At 41.0% G+C, this 21,645-nt stretch carries 23 protein-coding genes and 1 pseudogene; 10 read left to right on the top strand and 14 right to left on the bottom strand.

The genetic code is table 11. The features are described from left to right. The first annotated feature begins 2 nt into the window (after nucleotides 1–2). The 5 genes from ABC361_RS01865 (at nucleotide 3) to ahpF (ending at nucleotide 5,438) form a co-directional block, all read left to right on the top strand. Nucleotides 3–1,037, top strand: a complete 1,035-nt coding sequence (locus ABC361_RS01865; RefSeq protein WP_413072396.1) for a TRAP transporter substrate-binding protein — start codon at nucleotides 3–5, stop codon at nucleotides 1,035–1,037. Beyond that, complete coding sequence (locus ABC361_RS01860) at nucleotides 1,034–1,312, top strand: TRAP transporter small permease (protein ID WP_413072395.1); 279 nt, start codon at nucleotides 1,034–1,036, stop codon at nucleotides 1,310–1,312. Before ABC361_RS01865 ends, ABC361_RS01860 begins: the two co-directional genes overlap by 4 nt. 217 nt (nucleotides 1,313–1,529) lie before the next feature. Then, nucleotides 1,530–2,837, top strand: coding sequence for a TRAP transporter large permease (locus tag ABC361_RS01850; RefSeq protein ID WP_413072394.1), 1,308 nt, complete (start codon nucleotides 1,530–1,532; stop codon nucleotides 2,835–2,837). Nucleotides 2,838–3,330: 493 nt separating this feature from the next. Then, on the top strand, nucleotides 3,331–3,894 hold the full coding sequence (gene ahpC, locus ABC361_RS01845) for an alkyl hydroperoxide reductase subunit C (protein ID WP_099303139.1): 564 nt from the start codon (nucleotides 3,331–3,333) through the stop codon (nucleotides 3,892–3,894). 14 nt (nucleotides 3,895–3,908) lie between these two features. After that, nucleotides 3,909–5,438 carry an alkyl hydroperoxide reductase subunit F gene (gene ahpF, locus ABC361_RS01840; RefSeq protein ID WP_413072393.1) on the top strand — a complete coding sequence of 510 codons (1,530 nt, stop codon included), beginning with the start codon at nucleotides 3,909–3,911 and terminating at the stop codon, nucleotides 5,436–5,438. Nucleotides 5,439–5,482: 44 nt separating this feature from the next. Here the strand turns inward: ahpF and ABC361_RS01835 are convergent, their stop codons facing one another. Together ABC361_RS01835 and ABC361_RS01830 are read right to left on the bottom strand one after the other, a co-directional pair. Continuing rightward, nucleotides 5,483–6,346 (bottom strand): aspartyl/asparaginyl beta-hydroxylase domain-containing protein, encoded by an 864-nt coding sequence (locus ABC361_RS01835; RefSeq protein ID WP_413072392.1) that lies wholly within the window; start codon nucleotides 6,344–6,346, stop codon nucleotides 5,483–5,485. A gap of 15 nt (nucleotides 6,347–6,361) precedes the next feature. Then, nucleotides 6,362–7,120: a 3-hydroxybutyrate dehydrogenase gene (locus tag ABC361_RS01830; protein WP_413072391.1), complete on the bottom strand. Its 759-nt coding sequence runs from the start codon at nucleotides 7,118–7,120 to the stop codon at nucleotides 6,362–6,364. 197 nt (nucleotides 7,121–7,317) lie between these two features. Here ABC361_RS01830 and ABC361_RS01825 point away from each other — a divergent pair, with 197 nt between their 5' ends. Further along, complete coding sequence (locus ABC361_RS01825; protein ID WP_413072390.1) at nucleotides 7,318–8,064, top strand: sulfite exporter TauE/SafE family protein; 747 nt, start codon at nucleotides 7,318–7,320, stop codon at nucleotides 8,062–8,064. 47 nt (nucleotides 8,065–8,111) lie between these two features. Here the strand turns inward: ABC361_RS01825 and ABC361_RS01820 are convergent, their stop codons facing one another. From ABC361_RS01820 to ABC361_RS01800, 5 genes are all read right to left on the bottom strand, one after another. Further along, complete coding sequence (locus ABC361_RS01820) at nucleotides 8,112–8,669, bottom strand: glycoside hydrolase family 73 protein (RefSeq protein ID WP_413072389.1); 558 nt, start codon at nucleotides 8,667–8,669, stop codon at nucleotides 8,112–8,114. 159 nt (nucleotides 8,670–8,828) lie between these two features. Further along, on the bottom strand, nucleotides 8,829–9,845 hold the full coding sequence (gene pdxA / locus ABC361_RS01815; RefSeq protein ID WP_413072388.1) for a 4-hydroxythreonine-4-phosphate dehydrogenase PdxA: 1,017 nt from the start codon (nucleotides 9,843–9,845) through the stop codon (nucleotides 8,829–8,831). After that, nucleotides 9,842–11,131 carry a four-carbon acid sugar kinase family protein gene (locus tag ABC361_RS01810; protein WP_413072387.1) on the bottom strand — a complete coding sequence of 430 codons (1,290 nt, stop codon included), beginning with the start codon at nucleotides 11,129–11,131 and terminating at the stop codon, nucleotides 9,842–9,844. The genes pdxA and ABC361_RS01810 overlap by 4 nt, the downstream gene beginning before the upstream one ends. A 23-nt stretch (nucleotides 11,132–11,154) precedes the next feature. Continuing rightward, nucleotides 11,155–12,141: a 2-keto-3-deoxygluconate permease gene (locus tag ABC361_RS01805; protein WP_413072386.1), complete on the bottom strand. Its 987-nt coding sequence runs from the start codon at nucleotides 12,139–12,141 to the stop codon at nucleotides 11,155–11,157. Nucleotides 12,142–12,301: 160 nt separating this feature from the next. Then, the gene (locus tag ABC361_RS01800; RefSeq protein WP_413072385.1) at nucleotides 12,302–13,969 is read right to left on the bottom strand and encodes a sigma-54-dependent transcriptional regulator; all 1,668 of its coding nucleotides are present in this window, start codon (nucleotides 13,967–13,969) and stop codon (nucleotides 12,302–12,304) included. A 246-nt stretch (nucleotides 13,970–14,215) separates the two neighbouring features. Here ABC361_RS01800 and ABC361_RS01795 point away from each other — a divergent pair, with 246 nt between their 5' ends. The 4 genes from ABC361_RS01795 to ABC361_RS01780 all read left to right on the top strand — a co-directional run bounded on the left by ABC361_RS01795 (nucleotide 14,216) and on the right by ABC361_RS01780 (nucleotide 17,074). Continuing rightward, a complete protein-coding gene (locus ABC361_RS01795) occupies nucleotides 14,216–15,058 on the top strand; it encodes a YitT family protein (protein WP_413072384.1) in 843 nt (280 codons plus the stop codon). 133 nt (nucleotides 15,059–15,191) lie between these two features. Further along, a complete protein-coding gene (locus tag ABC361_RS01790) occupies nucleotides 15,192–15,929 on the top strand; it encodes an anthrax toxin lethal factor-related metalloendopeptidase (RefSeq protein ID WP_413072383.1) in 738 nt (245 codons plus the stop codon). Between the two features lie 168 nt (nucleotides 15,930–16,097). Continuing rightward, nucleotides 16,098–16,661, top strand: a complete 564-nt coding sequence (locus ABC361_RS01785) for a DUF4256 domain-containing protein (RefSeq protein ID WP_413072382.1) — start codon at nucleotides 16,098–16,100, stop codon at nucleotides 16,659–16,661. Nucleotides 16,662–16,675: 14 nt separating this feature from the next. Beyond that, nucleotides 16,676–17,074: a VOC family protein gene (locus tag ABC361_RS01780; protein ID WP_413072381.1), complete on the top strand. Its 399-nt coding sequence runs from the start codon at nucleotides 16,676–16,678 to the stop codon at nucleotides 17,072–17,074. Nucleotides 17,075–17,129: 55 nt separating this feature from the next. Here the strand turns inward: ABC361_RS01780 and ABC361_RS01775 are convergent, their stop codons facing one another. The 7 genes and pseudogenes from ABC361_RS01775 to ABC361_RS01745 form a co-directional block, all read right to left on the bottom strand. Further along, complete coding sequence (locus tag ABC361_RS01775) at nucleotides 17,130–17,414, bottom strand: hypothetical protein (protein ID WP_413072380.1); 285 nt, start codon at nucleotides 17,412–17,414, stop codon at nucleotides 17,130–17,132. Then, nucleotides 17,408–17,863, bottom strand: a complete 456-nt coding sequence (locus tag ABC361_RS01770; protein WP_413072379.1) for an NUDIX domain-containing protein — start codon at nucleotides 17,861–17,863, stop codon at nucleotides 17,408–17,410. The genes ABC361_RS01775 and ABC361_RS01770 overlap by 7 nt, the downstream gene beginning before the upstream one ends. Beyond that, the gene (locus ABC361_RS01765) at nucleotides 17,860–18,390 is read right to left on the bottom strand and encodes a DinB family protein (protein WP_413072378.1); all 531 of its coding nucleotides are present in this window, start codon (nucleotides 18,388–18,390) and stop codon (nucleotides 17,860–17,862) included. Before ABC361_RS01765 ends, ABC361_RS01770 begins: the two co-directional genes overlap by 4 nt. Before the next feature lie 10 nt (nucleotides 18,391–18,400). Further along, complete coding sequence (locus ABC361_RS01760) at nucleotides 18,401–19,036, bottom strand: pyridoxamine 5'-phosphate oxidase family protein (RefSeq protein WP_413072377.1); 636 nt, start codon at nucleotides 19,034–19,036, stop codon at nucleotides 18,401–18,403. Between the two features lie 16 nt (nucleotides 19,037–19,052). Then, a pseudogene (locus ABC361_RS01755) lies at nucleotides 19,053–19,611 on the bottom strand (DEAD/DEAH box helicase family protein). Between the two features lie 13 nt (nucleotides 19,612–19,624). Beyond that, entirely contained in the window at nucleotides 19,625–20,068 is a 444-nt protein-coding gene (locus ABC361_RS01750; RefSeq protein WP_413072376.1) for a GNAT family N-acetyltransferase, read from the bottom strand. A gap of 167 nt (nucleotides 20,069–20,235) precedes the next feature. Next, the gene (locus ABC361_RS01745) at nucleotides 20,236–21,642 is read right to left on the bottom strand and encodes an NAD-dependent succinate-semialdehyde dehydrogenase (RefSeq protein WP_413075699.1); all 1,407 of its coding nucleotides are present in this window, start codon (nucleotides 21,640–21,642) and stop codon (nucleotides 20,236–20,238) included. Nucleotides 21,643–21,645: the final 3 nt, after the last annotated feature.

Below are 21,645 nucleotides of genomic sequence, written 5' to 3'. Positions count from 1 at the left end.
TTATGAAAAAAAGCTGGTTTGTTCTATCCTTTGCTTCCTTGGTTTTCATTAGTGGGTGCGCTACAATCACGGCGAGTGACGAGGTGGAAACCTATTTAATGTTTTCGCATTTCTTCCCTCCAAATCACGAACAAGAAACCGTTGTTGTGCAATCCTTTATTGAGGACATTGCAGAGCAGACAGATGGCGACATTAGCATCCGCTCGTTTCCAGGAGGCTCTCTTGCCGCACCTGACACCCAGTACGATGCGACAGCGACAGGCGCTGTCGACCTTGGTTTAAGTGTTCACAGCTATACACCGGGTCAGTTTCCTCTTTCATCCGTAATGGAACTACCGTTTATGAGTAAAAGTGGATCAGAAGGATCACGCATTCTTTGGCAATTGTACGAGGAATTTCCTGAAATTCAAGCCGAATATGGAGAGGTCATTCCGCTTTGGCTATATACATCAGAACCTGGACAGATTTATACAGTTGGTCAACCAATTGAAAGGATGGAAGATTTAGAAGGATTGCGGATACGGTCCCCCTCTCCAGAAGTGAACGCGTGGTTATCCGCTCTTGGCGCCACACCAGTATCCATGTCGATGAATGAATCCTATGAAGCACTTGATCGGGGCGTCGTTGATGGGGTTGTTGGACCTTGGCACACTTTACTCGACTACAGCCTTTATGAAGTCATCGACTACGCAACCGTTGGCGATTTTTATATGAGTACCTTTTACACCGTTATGAGCGAAAATAGCTGGGCGTCATTAAATGAAGACCAGCAGATCATTTTTAACGAAACCACTGGAGAGCGAATGTCTCTTACCGCCGGTAAAAACTTTGACAAACGTGCACAAGAAGCACAGCAAACCGCGCAAGATGCGGATGTGATCATTTACGAATTGCCTGAAGATGAGTTAACCCACTGGCGAACACATATTGACCCAGTCATTGATCAATGGATCGACCGCATGGAAAATCAGGGCCTTCCTGGTCGTCAAGTTTATGAACGTGCGCTTGAGCTGCGTGAGGAGGAGGTAGACCCATGATCTTCTTTCGTACAATTGATACCTATCTTCATAAACTCGTTCGGATTCTTCACGGAATTTCTAATGTAGCAGTATGCGTTATGATTCTATGTATCACCATTGATGTGTTCGGTCGATTCTTTTTTAATCAACCGCTGGTTGGTGCTTTCGAAATGACTGAGCTTGGGCTCGCCATTGTTGTGTTCTTTTCATTATCTATGACACATCTCTATGATGAGCACATCTCCATTGATTTTGCATCGTTCGTTTACCTAAAAAGTTCCAACATGCGCTAAAAGCCTTTGTTGAGAGCGCCCTCTTACTCATTCTTGTGCTCATGATTTATCAAACTCTTTCTTATGGGATGAGACTCTATGAACGAGGTACGACAACAAGTGACTTATTGCTACCAATCTATCCATTCCTATATTGTATTGCCTTTGCCGCATTGATTTTTTCCCTACTGGTTCTTTCTAACATATGCAAATCGATTCGACAGGCGGTGAGCTCCTCATGAGTCCAGAATTAATCGGTCTATTTGCGATGATTGCGTTATTAATTCTATTTTTAATCCGTATGCCTGTAGCTGTTGCCTTGCTCGTCGTAGGCGTATTCGGAATTGCCGCTATACGGGATTGGAATGCATCTTTTGCTCAGCTAGCAATCTCACCTTTTAATACAGCCACGTCCTTTTCCCTTAGCGTCATTCCGTTGTTTATCTTTATGGGCATGATTTTATCAAACAGTGGGTTTGGGCAAGATCTTTATCGAGCAGTCGATGCTTGGATCGGAAAAATGCGCGGTGGATTAGCAATGACCACTATTGGGACAAGCGCTCTGTTCTCCTGTATTTCCGGTTCCGTTAACGCAACAACGGCGACAATGGCACGCATCTGTTTACCAGAAATGCGTAAATACAACTATGACCCTGGTTTATCAACTGCATGCGTTGCGGCTGGTGGGACTCTTGGGATCTTAATCCCACCTAGTGTCATTTTAATTTTATATGGGGTTTTAACAATGGAAACCGTTGGGAGCCTCCTGATTGCCGGCATCGTACCTGGCATCTTACAAATCATTTTGTTTATGGCAACCGTGTACCTCTTGGTTCGGAGAAACCCAGCGTTAGCACCAGTTGGAGAATCAAAGCCTCTTATCGTAAAGCTTCGTTCATTAGGAATGGTCTGGCCCTTTGCAGCACTGTTTCTACTAAGCATTGGTGGCATCTACATTGGAGTCTTTACACCGACTGAAGCAGGGGCCATCGGAGCCTTTGGCGCATTTGTTATCGCACTGCTCACAAAACGATTGAGCTGGTCCCATTTCACATCGGCTTTAAGCGATACGACTAGACTCACGGCGATGATTTTCTTTATTTTAATTGGCGCCGATGTATTCAGTAAAATGCTTGCCATGAGCGGAATTCCTACTGCGCTTACATCCTATGTAGGTGGATTAGACCTCTCCCCATACATCATTTTAATCTTTATATTAATTGCTTATTTTATTCTAGGTTTATTTTTAGAAGGAATCGCTATTTTTGTTTTGACCTTACCTGTCACCTATCCACTGATTATTGAACTTGGATTTGACGGTGTATGGTTTGGTATTATTATGATTCTCGTTATGAATATTGGTCTTGTTACACCACCTCTCGGGATTAGTGTTTACATTATTAGCGGGGTGGCCAAAGACATTCCGATTCAAAAAATCTTTCGTGCAATGGTTCCAATGATTATTGCGATGCTCGTATGTGTCGCTCTACTCGTCATGTTCCCGCAACTTGCTACATGGTTGCCAGAACTCATGCGCGGTTCGTAGAATTGAAGTGGAACACGCCCCCCTCTCCAATAACCATTGAAGCAAACGTTGGAGGGGGTTTTTCAATTATCCCCATGCACCCTCCTCCTTATTGAGAAAACCATTATACATTTGAAAAGAACTTGCTCCCTTCAATTAATTTGCGATCACGTAAAGAGTGAATTCATCATCTCCCCTTCAACCCCTTGATCATAAATCTTCTACATTAAAAATCGCTGTACTCATTTATACTTCTTCCAGTCTCATTTAAAATCACTCATTCTCAGTTAAAAAGAAAACGCTTTCCATACTATTAAAACTGCACCTTATTAAAACAAACAAAATTCTGTTAAATTTTTTTTGGAAAATCCTAAATATAAACAATCTGTGACGATTAATAAATCTAATAGAAAGGCATTGACAAAAAAGGTTCTTTATTCGATAATCAATACATAATTAGAATTAATATAATTTAAGCATTCACGCTTAAGTTGATTAATAGGAGGAATTGTTCATGTCACTTATCGGTAAACAAGTACAACCATTCACTGCTCAAGCATACAAAAATGGAGAATTCGTAGAAGTAACAGACGAATCAATGAAAGGTCAATGGAGCGTTGTTTGTTTCTATCCAGCTGACTTCAGCTTCGTATGTCCGACAGAATTAGAAGATCTTCAAAACCAATACGAAGAATTAAAATCTCTTGGTACAGAAGTATACTCTGTTTCTACAGATACACACTTCGTACACAAAGGTTGGCACGATAGCTCAGAAAAAATCGGTAAAATCACATACACGATGATCGGTGATCCATCACAAGCGATCTCTCGTGATTTCCAAGTATTAAACGAAGCTTCTGGTCTTGCTGATCGTGGAACATTTATCCTTGATCCAGATGGCGTGATTCAAGCAGTTGAAATTAATGCTGACGGAATTGGCCGTGACGCGAGCACACTTGTAAACAAAATCAAAGCAGCACAATATGTACGTAACAACCCAGGCGAAGTTTGTCCAGCTAAATGGGAAGAAGGTACAGAAACACTTACACCAAGCCTTGACCTAGTAGGTAAAATCTAAGGAGTGTTAGAAAGATGGCTCTTGCAGCAGAGATTAAGACACAATTAAACCAGTACATGGCGTTACTGGAAAATGACATTGTTATTAAAGTACATGCTGGCGACGATGACGTTTCAAAAGAAATGGTCGAGCTTCTCGATGAATTGTCAGCCATGTCTACGAAAATCACGCTTGAAAAAGCAGCTCTGCCAAGAACGCCAAGCTTTAGTGTAAACCGTGTTGGAGAGGACACCGGCGTCGTATTCGCCGGTGTTCCTTTAGGTCATGAGTTTACATCGCTTGTTTTGGCGTTGCTTCAGGTGAGTGGCAGACCCCCTAAAGTCGATCAATCAGTTATTGATCAGATTAAAGGGATTGAGGGCGAGCATCATTTCGAATCATACATCAGCTTGTCTTGTCACAACTGTCCAGATGTTGTCCAAGCGCTAAATATGATGAGTGTGCTGAACCCGAACATTACGCACACGATGATCGATGGTGCCGCATTTAAACAAGAAGTAGAAGAGAAAGAAATCATGGCTGTTCCAACCGTCTTCATGAACGGTCAACCATTTGGTAGCGGCCGTATGACAACGGAAGAAATGATTGCAAAAATGGGCGTAAGCGTTGATGCAGATGAGCTAACAAGCAAAGACCCATTTGACGTTCTTGTTGTCGGTGGTGGTCCTGCTGGTTCTAGTGCGGCGATTTACGCAGCTCGTAAAGGCATTCGTACCGGTGTTGTAGCAGAACGCTTCGGCGGACAAGTGCTTGATACACTAAGCATCGAAAACTTTATTAGCGTTCCGTCTACGGAAGGGCCAAAGCTTGCCGCTAGTTTAGAAGAGCATGTGAAAACGTACGATGTAGACGTGATGAATCTTCAAACGGCAAAGCGCCTAGAAAAGAAAGATTTGTTTGAAGTGACGCTTGAGAATGACGCTGTTCTTAAAGCCAAGACTGTTATTTTGTCAACAGGTGCTCGTTGGAGAAACGTGAACGTACCTGGTGAACAAGAATACAAAAACAAAGGTGTGGCGTACTGCCCTCACTGTGATGGTCCTCTTTTTGAAGGAAAAGATGTTGCGGTTATTGGTGGAGGAAACTCCGGCATTGAAGCAGCCATTGACCTAGCAGGGATTGTGAATCACGTAACGGTACTTGAGTTTGCATCTGAATTGAAAGCAGACAATGTGCTTCAAGACCGTGCAAATAGCTTGCCAAACGTCACAATTATCACCAACGCTCAAACAACAGAGATTACAGGTGATTCTCACGTAAACGGCATTTCATACAAAGACCGTGAAACGGAAGAAATCCACCATGTTGGCTTGCAAGGCGTCTTCGTTCAAATTGGTCTCGTGCCAAACACAGAGTGGTTAGACGAAACCGTTGAACGTACCCGCATGGGTGAAATTGTTGTCGATAAGCATGGATCTACGAACGTACCTGGACTGTTTGCAGCAGGCGACTGTACAGACAGCGCGTACAACCAAATTATTATTTCCATGGGCTCAGGCGCAACTGCTTCACTTGGTGCGTTTGACTACATGATCCGTAATTAATAAAAAGAGCGACATCCTTATTCATTTTGGATGTCGCTCTTCTTTTATAGCGTCAAACTTTCTTTGAATGCGCGATTATAGATGAGAAAATCTCTTACACTTTGAGCTTTCTCGTATAACTTCTCATCGCCTGTAAGATGTGCTGCCTCGACAAGCCAGTCGTAGCCTGCTCGGATCGGAATCTGCTGCTCAAAATGTATTTTTGATAAGAGGAACAACACATCTCGAAACGTGTAGTCTGTCAAAATAGTAGCAAATGTTGCTGGTAGCTCCTTCTCTAGTTCCACATCAGGCGTTGACAGTGTCAATTGATTTATTATTGACGAAGGCTGATACTCTTTTTCGTTTCGAAAAATTTCTTTTGGGTGGAATGGACCATCAAAAGAAAAATCTAAACACAAGAAAATTCTCGAATTGCTTGAAAAGTTTGCAGCTGCATGGATGAGCGCTGCATCAAGATGCCATACTTCCCCTTTCCTCATATTAAACACTTTTTCTTCATCTGAGTGTAGGGCATTTTCATTCGTTTCAAGTGGAACAAATACACGGTAGTATTGTTCAACAGGCTTATCTAGTTCTACAAAATCACGATGCGGAATGACCATACCATCTATAAGGTTTCTTGTGCGCACCATGATTAAATGTTCAAAACAAAAATGTGTTGTAACAAGTTCTTGAATATACGGTAGTGCTTTTCCATATTCAGTTATTTTTATGCCACCACTACGATCTTGAAACAGCGTATCGTCTTTGTCTTCAGATGCATTCCACAAGGAGCAATTTTGCCACGTCCCAGAACTAAAATCGTCATACTCTTCTTTAATCAATGGAAACGACTTGTGAATGTTTAAATCTTTTCTTAGCCGGTCTTCATTCAGCTCAATTGAACCAATAACCGTCGACGTCATTCTTCATCCTCCTCTTTAAATTGTTGATCCCCCATCAATCACTAATGCATGTCCCGTTATACTTTGCGCGCTTTCAGAAGCCAAGTAGAAAGCAACTTCAGCAATTTCTTCAGGTTGAATCATGCGCTTCTGAGGGATGGATGGATAAATAACTTTTTCGAGTACCTCCGATTTCTCCACCTTGTTCTGTGTAGCAATATCTTCTAATTGATTCCGCAACAATGGTGTATCGACAACTCCCGGAGCAATACTATTGACCGTTATACCGTTTTCCGCCACTTCAAGAGCGACCGTTTTCGTTAAGCCAACAATGCCATGTTTAGCGGAAACATAGCCTGCTTTCCAAGGGACTCCTTGCAACCCGTTCATCGAAGCTACATTAATAATTCGACCGCTGGCCTGCTCTTTCATAATAGGCACAGCATGTTTCATTGTCGTAAAAGGTGCTAAAACCATTACATCTAGCATCTCTCTAAAGATATGCGTAGGAAATTCTTCAATGGAATGAACTTGTTGGAAGCCAGCATTGTTAATAAGAACATCTAATTGATGGTGATTTGTGAGTATCTCTTCGAACATTGTTTCCACATCTTGCTCATTTGTCACATCAAGAGCAAACGTATAAACAAAGGTCTCTAATTCATCGACTAAGCGTTCCAACATGCCTGTCTGTTTATCTACTAAAAATAATGTATCTCCATCTTGTGCAAAACGTTTTGCCATCGCCTTCCCAATACCGCTAGCAGCTCCTGTTATCAAGACTGTCCGATTCATCCTTAACCCTCCTTTAAATCGTTGTGTTTCTATACCCTTATAGGAACCGTTTTTTTAAAATTTGCTTATGAAGAGACGTTACATGCTTTTTAGGGCAAGATACGTGCTTTAATATATCAAGCCACTAAAATGCACGAATCTTTGTTATAATGCGAGAAGAACCATTACTTACATCATCGGAATGAGTTGATTCATCTATGGCACTTCTCATTATTATCTTTTTTGCAGTTTTTATTGGGGCTTTTATACAAGGAGCCACTGGTCTAGGACTAGGTCTCGTGATTACTGCGATTCTTCCCTTTTTCCTTACCGTAAAAGAAACGACGTTGCTCGTCTTATCTCTCTTAATTATTTCCGGCTTAACCGTTACAATTAAATATTACAAATACTTAAAATGGAAAGACATTCTTGGTTTTTTATCGGTTGTCCTTATCGGTCGCTTCGTTGCATTTTTTATTCTATCTGCATATGGAGACATGGATTTTCTAAAAGTCTGGCTTGGTGTCGTTCTTTTACTAATTGTCGTTTACCAACTAATAAGTGCGAAAAAAATGCAGTCACTTGGTGAACTGACGCAAAGAAAAAAGCGTATGCTGCAAGTTAGTTTAGGATTCTCTTCAGGTCTAATTGGCGGCGTTTTCGGATTAGGTGGACCTTTTCTCGTCATTTATTTCTTGCTCTTTTATCCAACTCATAAATTTGCTTATATCGTTAGCGTTCAAGCCGTCACAACTATTGCCAGCCTCTTTTCCATATCTGTTCATGCACTAAATGGAGATTTCTATCCTACTTTTCTTACATATTTCCTCGTCGGAGTTGCCGCTGTAGTGTTAGGAACAAATTTAGGTCTGCGCTTATTTGAAAACATAAATGTCAAACTCGTTAAACGAGTTACCATTGTCCTTATTACGCTGTCCGCTATTAATATCATCTTGTTTGCTTAGATAAAAAAACTTACGAGACAGCCCTTATTGAGCTTCTCGTAAGTTTTTTATTTTTTACTTGCACCACTTTTATTCGCTCCCTCATTAAACACATCACGATCCCACTCTGTTAATCCATATTCGGAAATGATTCGCATGATGTGTTCGACATAAGCTGGATCTGTTGCATAACCTCCATCCATTAGTGCTCGTATAAACTCTTCCGGGTCCGTACGACCAAATGCATCGTCATAAAAGTCCACTTCATGCAAGAAATCTCCATAACCACTAACCGATTGTTGCCAGGTCTGGAAAACTCGGAACGGTTCATTGGCACGAACGGCTTCCTCTCCATCCCAGTATTCATGGGTAGAAAAACAGCGAACCTCACCAGTCCAAACCGGATCATTGATGGCAACAGGTTTAGAACCTTCTTTTGGGCATTCTGAGTTCCTTGCTTTCAATCCAAAAAAGTTATTTGCTTCATTTGCAATTTGCGAACGCCCATTATCACTCTCATGTGCCGCTTGTGCGGCAGCTACCGATGGTAAAATCCGATGACTTTCCCATAGTTTGATAATCTCACCTTTAATCATTTCTAAAAACGTTTCTCTCGTGGCAGACAATGTTTTTTCCTCCTCATTGTATGAATGATAATTGAATTCCTTCTACACTCGTTTGCAAGGGGGATTATTCGTTGAGCTACGTCATCGTTCTATAAACCCATACCTTTTTTCCATATTTTGAAACAAAAAATAACCTCCAAATATGGAGGTTATTCGACATTAGGTTGTTTCATCCCAGATGGGCGCAAGTTCACTTGCAGATTGAATTGCCACGATCATACTTTTTTCATCTGCAATGTTCTTTCCAGCAATATCAAAAGCAGTACCGTGATCAACAGACGTACGAATAATACCACCCTTTAATCCAACGGTAATATTGACACCTTCTTCAATCCCCATTACTTTAATTGGCGCATGACCTTGATCGTGGTAACACGCAACGACGATATCAAAATCGCCACGTCCCGCTCGGAAGAAAAGCGTGTCCGCTGGGTATGGACCTTCAACATGGATACCTTCTGCTTGCGCTCGTTGGATACCAGGAAGTAACTTTTCTTCTTCTTCTCCATTCCCAAACAATCCATTTTCCCCCGCATGAGGGTTAATGCCGCAAACCGCTACTCTCGGGCTTTCGATGCCAGCATTTTTCAACGTCTCGTGGGCCAATTTCACAACGGTATAAGTCCGCTCTGGAGTGATACTTTCAATCGCTTTAATTAAACCAACGTGCGTTGTTAAGTGAATGACACGCAAGTTCGGCGTTGTCAGCATCATCGAATAATCTTCTGTGTCCGTTAAAGTAGCAAGAATTTCCGTATGACCCGGATAAAGGTGCCCGCCTTTGTGGAGTGCTTCTTTATTAAGTGGAGCTGTACATATCGAATTGATTTTGTGCTCTTGCGCAAGTGAAACAGCTTTTGCAAGATACTGATACGCCGCATCTCCAACGACAGCTGCCACTTCTCCGAACGCTGTGTCTTCTGGTAACAAATTCAGATCAATGATGTCAATTGTGCCATGATTGAACTCGGCTTGCTCAGGTTCACTCACGATATTTAGCCTAGCAGAAATACCTGTAATGCGAATCGCTTTTTCAATGATTTTCGCATCCCCGATTACAAGAGGACGACATTCCTCGTATACAGCGCTATGACTAAGTGCTTTGGCAATAATCTCAGGTCCAATTCCTGCTGCATCGCCCATTGTAATCCCAACGATTGGCTTTACTTTATTCATTTTTTCTCACCCTTTAATTTATCGATTGAATCAATTAAAACATTCTCTTTTCCAAATCCACCTGCTTTTGTTATGGCGAAAAGACCTTTTACACCTATAAACGTGGAGATTGGTACGCCTACTTCAAGCTCATCGTAAAGTTGGAATCCCGTCACTCGCCAGTGCTCACAAATTTTCTTCGCGGTATCTCCACCGGTCATAACCACACCTTGAAAAAGTTTTGCTTTTAGTAGTCTTGCTGATATTTCGCCCATCATGTGAACAATTTCACTACTCGTTTCCGAATACGTGTACCCATGCAAGTTGCCAACTCGTCGTGCATGTTCAATATCGCTTTTCTCTCCTGCTGAATAAAGAACGACATCATGGCCTTCAAACGCTAATTTTTTCGCTGTACAGTAAACACGTTCAATTTCGGTTTGTCGAGTCTTATCATCCGAAACCGCCTTAAATGATGCGACTTCAATCGCTTCTACTTTTTTATTCTCTAGCAGTTGATGTAGTTGTTTACGTGATTGAACATTCACGCTGCCCACTACCGTCAGAATCGCTTTTTTGCGATCGGTAACTTGAAAGTCATTTGTTTTTTGTTCTAAGCCATAATGTGTGGGCAGATGATTCGCTAATCCAGCCGACCCAACGAGCCCCACTTTAAAAGGCGTACGTTTCACTTCTTTTAATAGAAGTTGAAGGTCTTCATCCGTTTCTGAATCAATCACAATATAAACCGTTTGATCTTCTTTAAACTGATTTAATTTGTCGTGAAACAAACTAGAATCACGTAGTTCTGATGTTGTGATAAGACCAACTTCTGTACGTAGTTGTTCGCCTAAAAGTGTTGGCAAATGAGATTCTAACACCGGAGTAACCGGGTCATTCGCAATTTCTGTCTCGGATAATTTTCTTCCATTTAAATAATGGTGTCCGTCAACCACCGTTCGCCCATTCGTTGGGTAGCCGGGAGCAACAATAATAAAGTCCTGCTTGTACTCTTTTTGAAGACCTACTAATTCAGCACCAACATTGCCACGCATAGTTGAATCAATTTTTTTGTATATGGTTGTAACGCCTTGTTTCAATAAAAATTTCGTCACGCTCGACACAGCTTTTTCTGCTTCATGCGAACGAATAGCACGACTATCTGTATCAAACACAACCGCGTCGTTATCCCCAAGATAACGTTTATCTTCTTTAAAAAAGACCGCTGTCTTTAATCCATACTTCGCTAATTGAACGCCGCTATCGTTGGCTCCTGTTAAGTCGTCAGCGATGATTGCTAAATTCATAGTTCCTCTCCTTCAACGATCCCCTACATGGTTGCGTTTATTTCATTTATAGGCTTACCTGTTTTCTTTTCCAGTCGCCGTGCTAAAACCCCAATAAAGATTGGGAGTAATATGGCGGTGGTCACGACACTTGCCGCAACTTGTACCGTAGCAATCTCAGCCATTGGCATAAAAGATGCATTCGCTGTTGCAATTGCCATTGGCGTTCCCACTGCATTTCCCGCTGTAGATCCTTCTGCTGATCCAACAATTGGATTCCAGCCGATCCATTTAAACACAAAATAACCAATTCCACCAGTAAGTAAGACCGTTAATACACCTAATAAGATTCCACTAATGCCACCTTGAATGATGGCTGTAAAGTTAATACCCATACCGAGTGAAAAAGCAAAGAACGGTACAAGCTTGTCGCTACCTTTATATAAAAAGTCACCCATATCTTTATCAATGTTACCAATTGCGATTCCAATTAATAACGGAAGTAGTACAGCGACAAAGTCAATTGGTGAGAACATCCCTTGCGCAAAGCCCATCGTCCCAAAGATTGCTAACGCTACCATTGTTAAGAACGGACCATCACTTAATGCCAAAAATGGATAAGCTGCTTTATCGTCTTCTTTTCCATACTGGCCTGCCAAAGCAATATAAAGTCCGCCATTCGAATTTGTCATTGCGGCAATAATTGCGATTGGCGCAAGTCCTAAAAATAAACCATTCGAATCTGCAAGAATAATGGCGAGTAATCCAACTCCTGCACCAATCCCCCATTTAAATGTAAGCAACGTTAATCCTTTTTTTACGGATGTTCCCGCTGTTTTAAAAGTAATTTGTGTTCCTGCTATTAATAAAAACAGAGCAATAAGTGCACTTGAACTGTTTACGAATAAAGCCTCAGTGAATCCCCCAATTCTTAATGCATTCGGAAAAAATGTATTAATGGTTGCTGCTAACAATAGCGGCACAACCATCATGCCCCCTGGTACACGGTCCAAAAAAGCTTTAATTTTCATAATGATTCTCCCCTCACATTTGAAACGCTTTCACTTATAAGTTACTTGAATCATAAAAGATAAAGATTAATATTGCAACACTTTTTATTCAATAAATCTACAATTATAGTAAATTGTTTAATAATGCAACACATGAAACAAAAAGAAAAACCTAAAGATGTTACTCTTTAAGTTTTCTCCATAATGTTGCCCGATTAATCCCTAATCGCTTTGCTGCCTGGGTTTGATTTTGGTTTTCGTCTCTTAACACTTGTTCAATGATTGCTTTCTCTATCTCTTTTAACGTCCCATCAATAGGGAAATCATTATTTCCCTCAGCTGTTGTACGTCCATTAGCTTGAACGAGTGCTTCTTTACTTAGTAAATAATCTCTCTCATCTAATGACGCTTTTTTTACAAGCTGACGTAAACTCTTAATATGATGTTTGTATGAGATCTCTTCCAAGTAATGAAGGGCGTCTTCAGCAATTCTCACTGGTCTTGTCCCATATTTTTGATGATAATCTGCTAAAAAATATGTAGCTAAATCGCTTATATCTTCCACTCGCTCTGATAGTTTCGGTAAGTGAACATGTCTCATCTTTAATTCTTCAAGTCGCTCTTCGTCCCATTTTTCTTCACTATGAACGATTAAACGATTTCCATATTGTTCACTTTTTGACACAAAAACGGTTACGAGATCTTCATGTTTAGTAGGATTTACATTCTCTACTACAATTGTTTTCGGATCAACCGTCCAAATGTGATCAACCTCTGCCAATTCAAATATTTCGGCATCAATGATAAGAAAGAAGTCATCCCTATTCTCAAGAACGTGAAGTTGCTTAGATAAAAAGCTTTTCCCTGTACCTTTCTCACCAGTTAACAAAATACGCGCGTTTTCTCGAAAAAGATGTTGCAACATCCGAAATCGATTTGCTGAAGACACCGTTGAAAGCGCAATAGGCTCCTTATTTAAGACTAATTTCTCAATGACCCCTTTTACATGTAACCTGTGCTTCAACCATCTTAATGTATAAACTTTGAAATGATCATCAATTAGTTGGCCCTTTACTTGAATACGCCCTTTGTCTTTTGTATAGGTTTCTTTTACTTCTTTTTTTATTGCTAAACTTGTATGAAGCAATGCCCATTCAGTCGAGTCTAATGGGTCGTGAAAATCTTCAAAGTGCTTATAAATAAATGAATCATCTTCATCAAACATGACAATATTTCGATATTCATCAATTAATAATGTTTTCATCACTTTATTTATAATGGTTTGTTGGGATATGGTGCGCAATAAGTGAATGGCTTCTTCAATAGATCGCGCAACGGATTCTTTTCCAGATTGTAGCAACATCCCTCTTAATCCCACTTCTTGAGATGTATTCACTGTAATGACGTCCCCTAAAACATGATGATAACCTGCTTGTTTTAGTTTGATTAACAATGGGGCTACTTCATTAGCTGCGTTCACTGTATAGACGTTAATCGGTAAATTTAATAATTTTATGATGGATGAAGCGCCAGCTGTAATATTTTGAAAGCCTACCACGGCTGTCTTTTCATTTAATTTACTTGCCAATGTTAGTGATCGGGTTAGATCGTAGCCAGAAAGCTGAATGTCAATCACCGGCACAGATACAGCTTTCTTAATTAACTTCGCCGTCCCGCCTCGACTGATGATAAGATCGACACCTTCTCCTTCTTTTGCCAGCGCCGTTTCAACACCCTTCTTTAAATCTCCAACCGAATGCGTAATGGTAACGGATGGAAAGAGCGGAATGCAGTCGCTAAGAACCGGTACCATCGCAGAATAAGGTGCAACAATATGAATATGTAACAAGGCTAATCTGCTCCTTAATCTGTATCAAATTTTAATACTATTGAACCACACTCACTTAAAAATTGATAGGTCACACTCCGCTAAAAAGCTGGTTATTAAAACTTATGCAGGCTTTTTAAGGATAAACGTAACAAAACGAACAAAATCTAAAAAGAATGTTGAATCTAGACGAACATTCGTATATATTAAGAAATTGGTGAATGAACGCACATTTTAGTTGAACTATAGAATTGAGGTTTGTTTTATATGAAACAAGTTTCTGAATTAAGGTCTTATTCTTTAATCATTCTCGGAACATTTATTGTTGCATTAGCTTTTAACCTTTTTATGCTTCCAGCTAGCCTAGCTGCTGGTGGGGTAAGTGGGATTAGCATTATTTTAAACGATATGTATGGATTTACTCCTGCAGTCGTTCAATTAATTATTAACGTACCGTTGTTTTTTGTCGGTTTCGCCATTCTTGGAAAAAGTTTTAGTGCCAAAACGTTAGTTGGCACGTTTATTCTACCTGTTTTTATTTGGTTAACGTCTTTTAAAACGTTTTCTGTTACAGATCCTTTTCTTGCATCTGTTTATGGTGGCATTCTTTTCGGGGTTGGTCTCGGACTCGTCTTTAAAGGGAATGGTTCTACTGGCGGAACAACGATTATTAGTCAAATTATGAGGAAGTACTTTAATATTTCTAGTGGATTTGCCCAGCTTATCATTGATGGGGTTATTGTTGTAGCGGCAATGATTGTATTTAATTTAGAACTCGCTCTTTATGCAATGGTGGCACTATTTATCGGCAGTAAAGTCATTGATTTTGTGCTATTACGGTCAACCAATTCAAAACTTGTCCTAATCATAACGGAACATGACCAGTTTGTAACCGATATGATTTACAATGAAATTGATCGCGGCGTGACAAAAGTTTGGTCTGAAGGAGGCTATTCAAAAACGAGGAAATCGTTATTGTTTACAGTCGTTGACCAAGCAGAAGCCGTCTATTTAAAAGAATTAATCCAAGCGCAAGATGCGAATTCATTCGTCGTCTTTCTAAGCGCGTCTGAAATTATAGGGAAAGGCTTTTCCTTACCAAAAAGCTAGCTCTTACACACCTTTTACCACACTGGAAAAAGGTGTTTTTGCTATTTGAAAGAATGTATCTAGTAATAATACTTTTTTTCTCCCATAAAATGGGGTATTACATTCTTAAATACTGAAAAGGAGTGCTAGCATAATGTCTAAAATCAAAGCCTCACTCGTTCCAGTTGCAGCCTTCGTCATTCTTACGACTCTTTTTGATCCAACCCCTACATCAGCCGCAAAAGATTTCTCACATAATCATTCTTATGTTTCTCCATTACACCAAGAACTTATAGAAGTACGAGCTTATCATGATCAATACAATCAAGTAGAAGCTCAAGCTATGATTGACCGAATCGGAAAAATGGATGAACGTTTAATTGAGCCTGCTTTAAATGCTGGTGTATCGCTCATATTAATGGACTTCCCGTTAACAGATTTACCTGAGTGGGAACATCTAAGAGGCGTTGTCCCGCGCGGATGGGAAAACACAGGGTTAACGTGGGATGACGTTCCTGGAGTAGGGGGACTTCATTCTGCTGCTCGCATTGGCTATAGCAACGCAGGAATGGGTCACTCAACGATTAATTTAGAACTTCACGAGTTTAGCCATGCAATTGATTTTTATGCTGCTGACGAGCAAATCAGTTCATCAGATTCTTTTTTATCTATTCACGAAGAGGAATATGCGGCACTTTTTCATGACCATAACACCTTTTACTATTTTGCCTATCCTGAGGAATACCTTGCTGAAGCGATGGCTTACTATTATGTAAACGAAGAAATGAAAACATTCCTTCGTAACCGTGCACCACAAACGTATCAGTTTATCGAAGCATTACCGCAACATGTAGAGAGCCTGAATGAAAACAACCTCTCCCTTCCCCATTAAGCCTAAAGTTAAATAGACTTTAGGTTTTTCTCTCATTTTGAGAACCAGTCGAGGTACTTCTTATCTTTTCCACATTCCCTCCTGATTCAATTAGTTATGAAAGTTGACAGGATCGTTTAAACTAGAGATAGTCATGAAAACGCAACACCCCATTTGGAGGTAGCATACATGCAGAATGAGCTTTCAGTAAGGGAAACGGAAGAGGTTTTAAACCGATTGGAAGAACGCTTTCATGATAATAAGAACCGGCATGAAGAAATAGAATGGGAAGGCGTGCAATCGACATTACGTTCCCAACCAAGTAAATTATGGTCAGTGAATGAAATGGAAAAAACAGGAGGGGAACCTGACATCGTGCTTGTAGACCCTGAACGAAACGAATACATGTTTATTGATTGCTCAAAGGAAAGCCCAGCCGGTCGCAGGAGCACTTGTTATGATTTAGAAGCACTAGAATCACGTAAAAAGAATAAGCCCTCACACAATGCCGTGGATATGGCGGCAGCTATGGGAGTTACACTACTCACTGAACAGCAGTATCGTACATTGCAACAGTACGGAGAATTTGATTTAAAAACATCTAGCTGGATTCAAACCCCAATGGCCATTCGCGAACGTGGAGGTGCGCTTTTTTGCGATTATCGCTATGGACAAGTTTTCGTTTATCATAACGGCGCATCCTCTTATTATAGCGCGAGAGGGTTTCGTGCCGCACTGACGATAGAAGTATAGAGGAGTTGAAAACAATGAAAGACGTAACACCTTTTTTAATGTTTCAAAACGGCGATGCTGAAGAAGCAATGAACTTCTACACATCCCTCATTGAGGATTCTGAGATTAAAGAGATTGCACGTTATGATGAAAATGGACCAGGAAAAGCAGGAACCGTCATTCAAGCGCGTTTTTCTTTAAATGGACAAGAATTCATGTGTATTGATAGCCATGTTCGCCATGCGTTCGAATTTACGCCTTCCCTTTCAATTTTTCTTACCTGTGAGACAGAGAAAGAAATTGATCAACTTTACCAAGCTTTGCTGGAAGACGGGGAAGCACTCATGCCGATTGACAACTATGGCTTTAGTAAGAAATTCGGTTGGGTCAATGATAAGTATGGTGTGTCTTGGCAATTAAGTTTGCCTGAATAGACACGCCTCACGGAAGCGATAGGATTTGTAAACAAATCCTATCGGAACATCAATTTTATTCATGCCAACCATCACCTTGTGGAGTTTCATTTTTCACGACTAGGGTGATGGCGTTTGTCGTAAGTCGCACCTCTTTTTGTTCTCGTATAATGGTAAACGAAAGTGGTTTTACGGTTTGAGTAAGAACACTCCAGTGCTTATAGGCTTTTTTGAGGAGATCCTCCATGTTCTTTGTTGGTAGGTTTACTTCAATGGACGCTTCCATGCGCTGATTCGTTTCAACGCATCGTTCTTCCACGTTTGAATTCACAATTAAACTATGAACACCGCCCTTCAACATTCATCCCCCAAGACATATTTCCGGAAAAATTGCTTCGTCTCATCATGAGCTAAGTAATCCATTAGTTCGTCTGGACAAACGGCTTTCAGCTTACTAATTTCCTTATCTTTAGGTGTCAAATCTTCTAGGTCACCTGTAAACTCCACCAAAAAAACCGTTGTTTCTTGTCCTGTAAAACCAATTTTCCTTTTGACCTCTGACGGAAATGCAAAGGTTAGCTTTTCCGTAAATTGGTCTCTCAAGGTAAAAGCATGTGAACCCGTTTCTTCATAAAGTTCACGCAAAATAGCTGCTTCCAATGTCTCATCCTCACGTTCAACGCCACCTTTGGCGATATCCCATTCGTCTTCAATACGTTCTTTTCCATCCTTCGTATTTTGCCAAGACTTGCATACTAATACATACGCGTTCTTCGTTACGACGATGGCACCAACTGCTTTTCTAATCATTTTGTAACGCTCCTGCAAAAGTCCGCTCTTAAGCGATTTATATGAGCTTGATGGTACCGACTATGGTCGGACATATGCCACAATCCCCATCGAATGGTGGCTTTTTCTCCATTTTCATAAGGAACAACACGTTCAAGTTCTTTATCAGAAAGTCGCTCACATTCTTCTTTTAACATCGTTATAAACATTCTATAATCTTCAAGCAAGTCACGTTTCGGTACCTTTTGTACGTTTGGTAAGTTACCGTTCAAATCTGTCATTGGTCCAAGCTTTTGTTCGTATTCTGCCGGAATAGGTTGGCCCTTTAGTCGAAAAAGCCAGCATAAATCAACATATGCTAGATGTCGAATGAGCTGAGCTATACTATTTTCCTCATCTCCCAACCCTTTGTAATCAATCTCATCTTGTGTGGTAGTATGTAGACTTGCTTGTAAACGAAAAAAATTCTCTTCTATCATTGAATAAAACAACTGAACCGTTGCATTCATTTCCCCGCCCGTATGTAAGTCGTTTATCGTTTTCGACATTTCTACACCTCTAATACAGTCGTTTCGCGTAGCTTTCCTCTAGTGATCGTTCAATGTCCTGTTCCGTCTTTTTATCAAATTCCGTATGCGCTTTAATCATTTTTGCAACGGATGGACGTTCTTCCTGCTCAATCCAAGATTCTGGTTTCCACAAGCCCGAGCGCAAAAAGGCCTTTGCACAGTGGATATAACATTCCTTCACTTCAACCAAAACGCCAAAAAGAGGTCGCTTCCCTTTCGCCATACATGCGTCAAGTAATTTTGGGTCACGACAAATGAAAGCTTCCCCATTTATTCTTAGCGTTTCGCCAAGTCCAGGAATAAAAAAGAGTAACCCTACATGTGGATTTGATAAGATGTTATGCGCTGAATCCATTCGTTTGTTTCCTGGTCGTTCAGGAATAAATAGAAAGTTTTCATCAACGACGTGAACAAAACCAGGATCATCCCCTCTTGGTGTTACGTCACATTCTCCATTATTATTAGCCGATGCCATGGTCAGAAACGGAGATTTTTTGATAAACGCTTCACAGTGCGCATCGATTGAAGAGATAACTTTGTTCGCTGCCAGCTCACTTGGCTTTCCTACTTCTTCACAGAAGGCTTCAAACGCTTCATCACTTGTTATGATATTCGTAAATTGCATAAGAGTATCCCTCCCTTTATAAGTTAAACGTTCGCTTGATCTCTGTAGCAACATCGCTAGGTGTACGATTTGTATTGTTTATTCGTAAATAATAGGGTTTGGTTAATTCACCAATTTCTGAATTTAAACGGTAGGTCTGCGCACTCTCTTTTAATTCTTTCTCTGAAAAATCGACATCTCGTTTCGTTGGCTTTTGCTGTAACCGATACGTGCTTTTATTTCGAGCGAGTCGCTCAGCGAATGCAGCCTCTAGCTCGACAAAGTAAATCGAACCACCGTTTTCTTCAAATATGCTTGTGACTTTGTCGATATAATCCCAATCTTCCTGACGATCAAACGCCCAAACGTATGTAAAAATTAACCCGTCTAAATCACTTTTCGCCACTGATTAACATTTCTTTTCTAAACAGGTCGACTAAACGCCACGTCTCGGCTTGGAATCCAAAAATCGGTGCGACCATATCAATGGACATATGGTTATGAAAAAGCTTTAGTGATGTCTGCTCAGCAAGCGCTTCTCCTACCGTCATCTTTCCAACTGCTTGAGGTCCAAAAAGAATAACGAGCTTGGCCATCTTCACACCTTCTTCAACCTAAATTTAATTCATAATGATAGAATTGCTCGTCCCGCTCATACCCAAGTTTTTCATACAATCGTTGTGCAGGAAGATTATCTGGCGCAGTACTTAAGGCAATACTTACTGCTTCAGTCTCCAAAGCAAATGTCTTCGCTCGATTCAAGAGCGATTCAGCGACACCTTTTCCTCGTACCTCTTCATGTACATACAAATCATTGAGAATCCAAGCCTTTTTCATTGAGATTGATGAAAATGTCGGGTACAGCTGGGTGAAACCTAAATAGGTGTCTCCTTCTTTCATAACAAAAATGACTGAATCCCCTTGCTGTAACCGTTCTCTTATATACGATTCTGCACCATTCATGTCATCCACTTGGTTATAGAACATTCTGTATTGGTTAAAGAGAAGGGACACGCCTGTTAAATCATCTTTTGTCGCTTGTAGTAGTTCCAACTCTACTCCCCCTTTTTTCATATTATACAGAATTTGCACAAAAAAGTGGACAAAGTGGGACAAAAGAATTCTAACGATCTCCAGATAAGAACAAGAAACAATAAGCGAATGTCCATCTGGATCATTCGCCCTTGCGCGTCATGCTGGTGTCTCAGTTGACTATTTACTTATAACTGCATGGAAATATATTTTACTTCCAAGTACTCCTCTATGCCCCAGTGTCCACCTTCACGCCCTAAGCCACTTTCTTTCATTCCCCCAAAAGGCGCTTGAACAACCGATGGCAGTCCATCATTTAACCCGACAATGCCATACTCTAACGCTTCAGAAATCGTAAATGCTTCTGGCAGATCATTTGAATACACATAAGCAGCTAAACCAAATGGAGTTTGATTGGCTCGCTGGATCACATCTTCAATCGTTTGATAACTAGCAATTGGTGCGAGGGGACCGAATGTTTCTTCATTCATACATAACATCTCATCCGTCGCATTCGTTACCACTACAGGCGTTTGATAATAGCCATCTGTCTCTTCTGGTTCCTGTCCATAAACAAGAGTTCCTCCTTGTGCTTCCGCATCACGGAGGTGTTTGTCTACTTTCTCTACTGCACTCTGATTGACAAGGGGGCCAATATCGGAATCAGCGGAAAGACCATTACCGGTCTTCAAAGCACTCATTTCGTTAATAAACGCTTTAGTGAACGGTTCTTTTATCGATTCATGTACGTAAACACGGTTTGCGCATACACACGTCTGCCCGCCATTACGATACTTCGAGCCCATCAATCCTTTTACTGCTTTAGCGATGTCTGCATGTTCGGTCACGATAAACGGTGCATGCCCACCCAATTCTAACGAGAGTTTTTTTACAGTATCTGCTGCTTGTCGCATCAACAATTTCCCAACTGCGGTTGATCCAGTAAACGAAACTTTTCGAACTCGCTCATCTTCCATCCACGTCTTTCCGATTGCTGCTGCATCACCAGTAACCACATTAATGACCCCTTTTGGAATCCCTGCTTCCAACGCAAGTTCTGTGAGTCGATAAGCGGTAAATGGCGTCAGTTCTGATGGTTTAACGACAGCTGTGCAACCTGCCGCAAGTGCCGGACCTAATTTCCGGGTTAACATCGCAGCAGGAAAATTCCACGGGGTAATGGCCGCAATAACACCAATCGCTTGTTTCTGCACGAAAATTCGCTTGTTCGGCGCGCTTGCTGGAACGGTTTCGCCATAAATTCGTTTCCCTTCCTCTGCATACCATGAGAGAAAACTGTTCGCATAACGGATTTCCCCAATTGCTTCTGCTAGAGGTTTCCCCTGTTCACGGGTCATCCCTTCTCCAAGAGCCTCTTCTTCTTCTTTTATACGTGCGTGCCATGCCATCAAGTATTCACTGCGTTCAGCTGCTGTTTTGCTTTTCCAAGCTTGTAAGGCGTCTGCAGCCGCATCCACAGCAGCCCTCGCTTCTTTCGCTCCTGCTTTCGCAACAGTCCCAATGATTTCCTTAGTGGCTGGATTCTCCACCTCCATGACATCGTCTGCCCAAACAACCTCATTGTTAATAAACAACCC

This window comes from Shouchella phoenicis (genome assembly GCF_047238345.1).
Lineage (GTDB): Bacteria > Bacillota > Bacilli > Bacillales > Bacillaceae_D > Shouchella.
The sequence above is the reverse complement of the archived record's forward strand: the minus strand, read 5'-3'. Positions and strand labels throughout refer to the sequence as shown.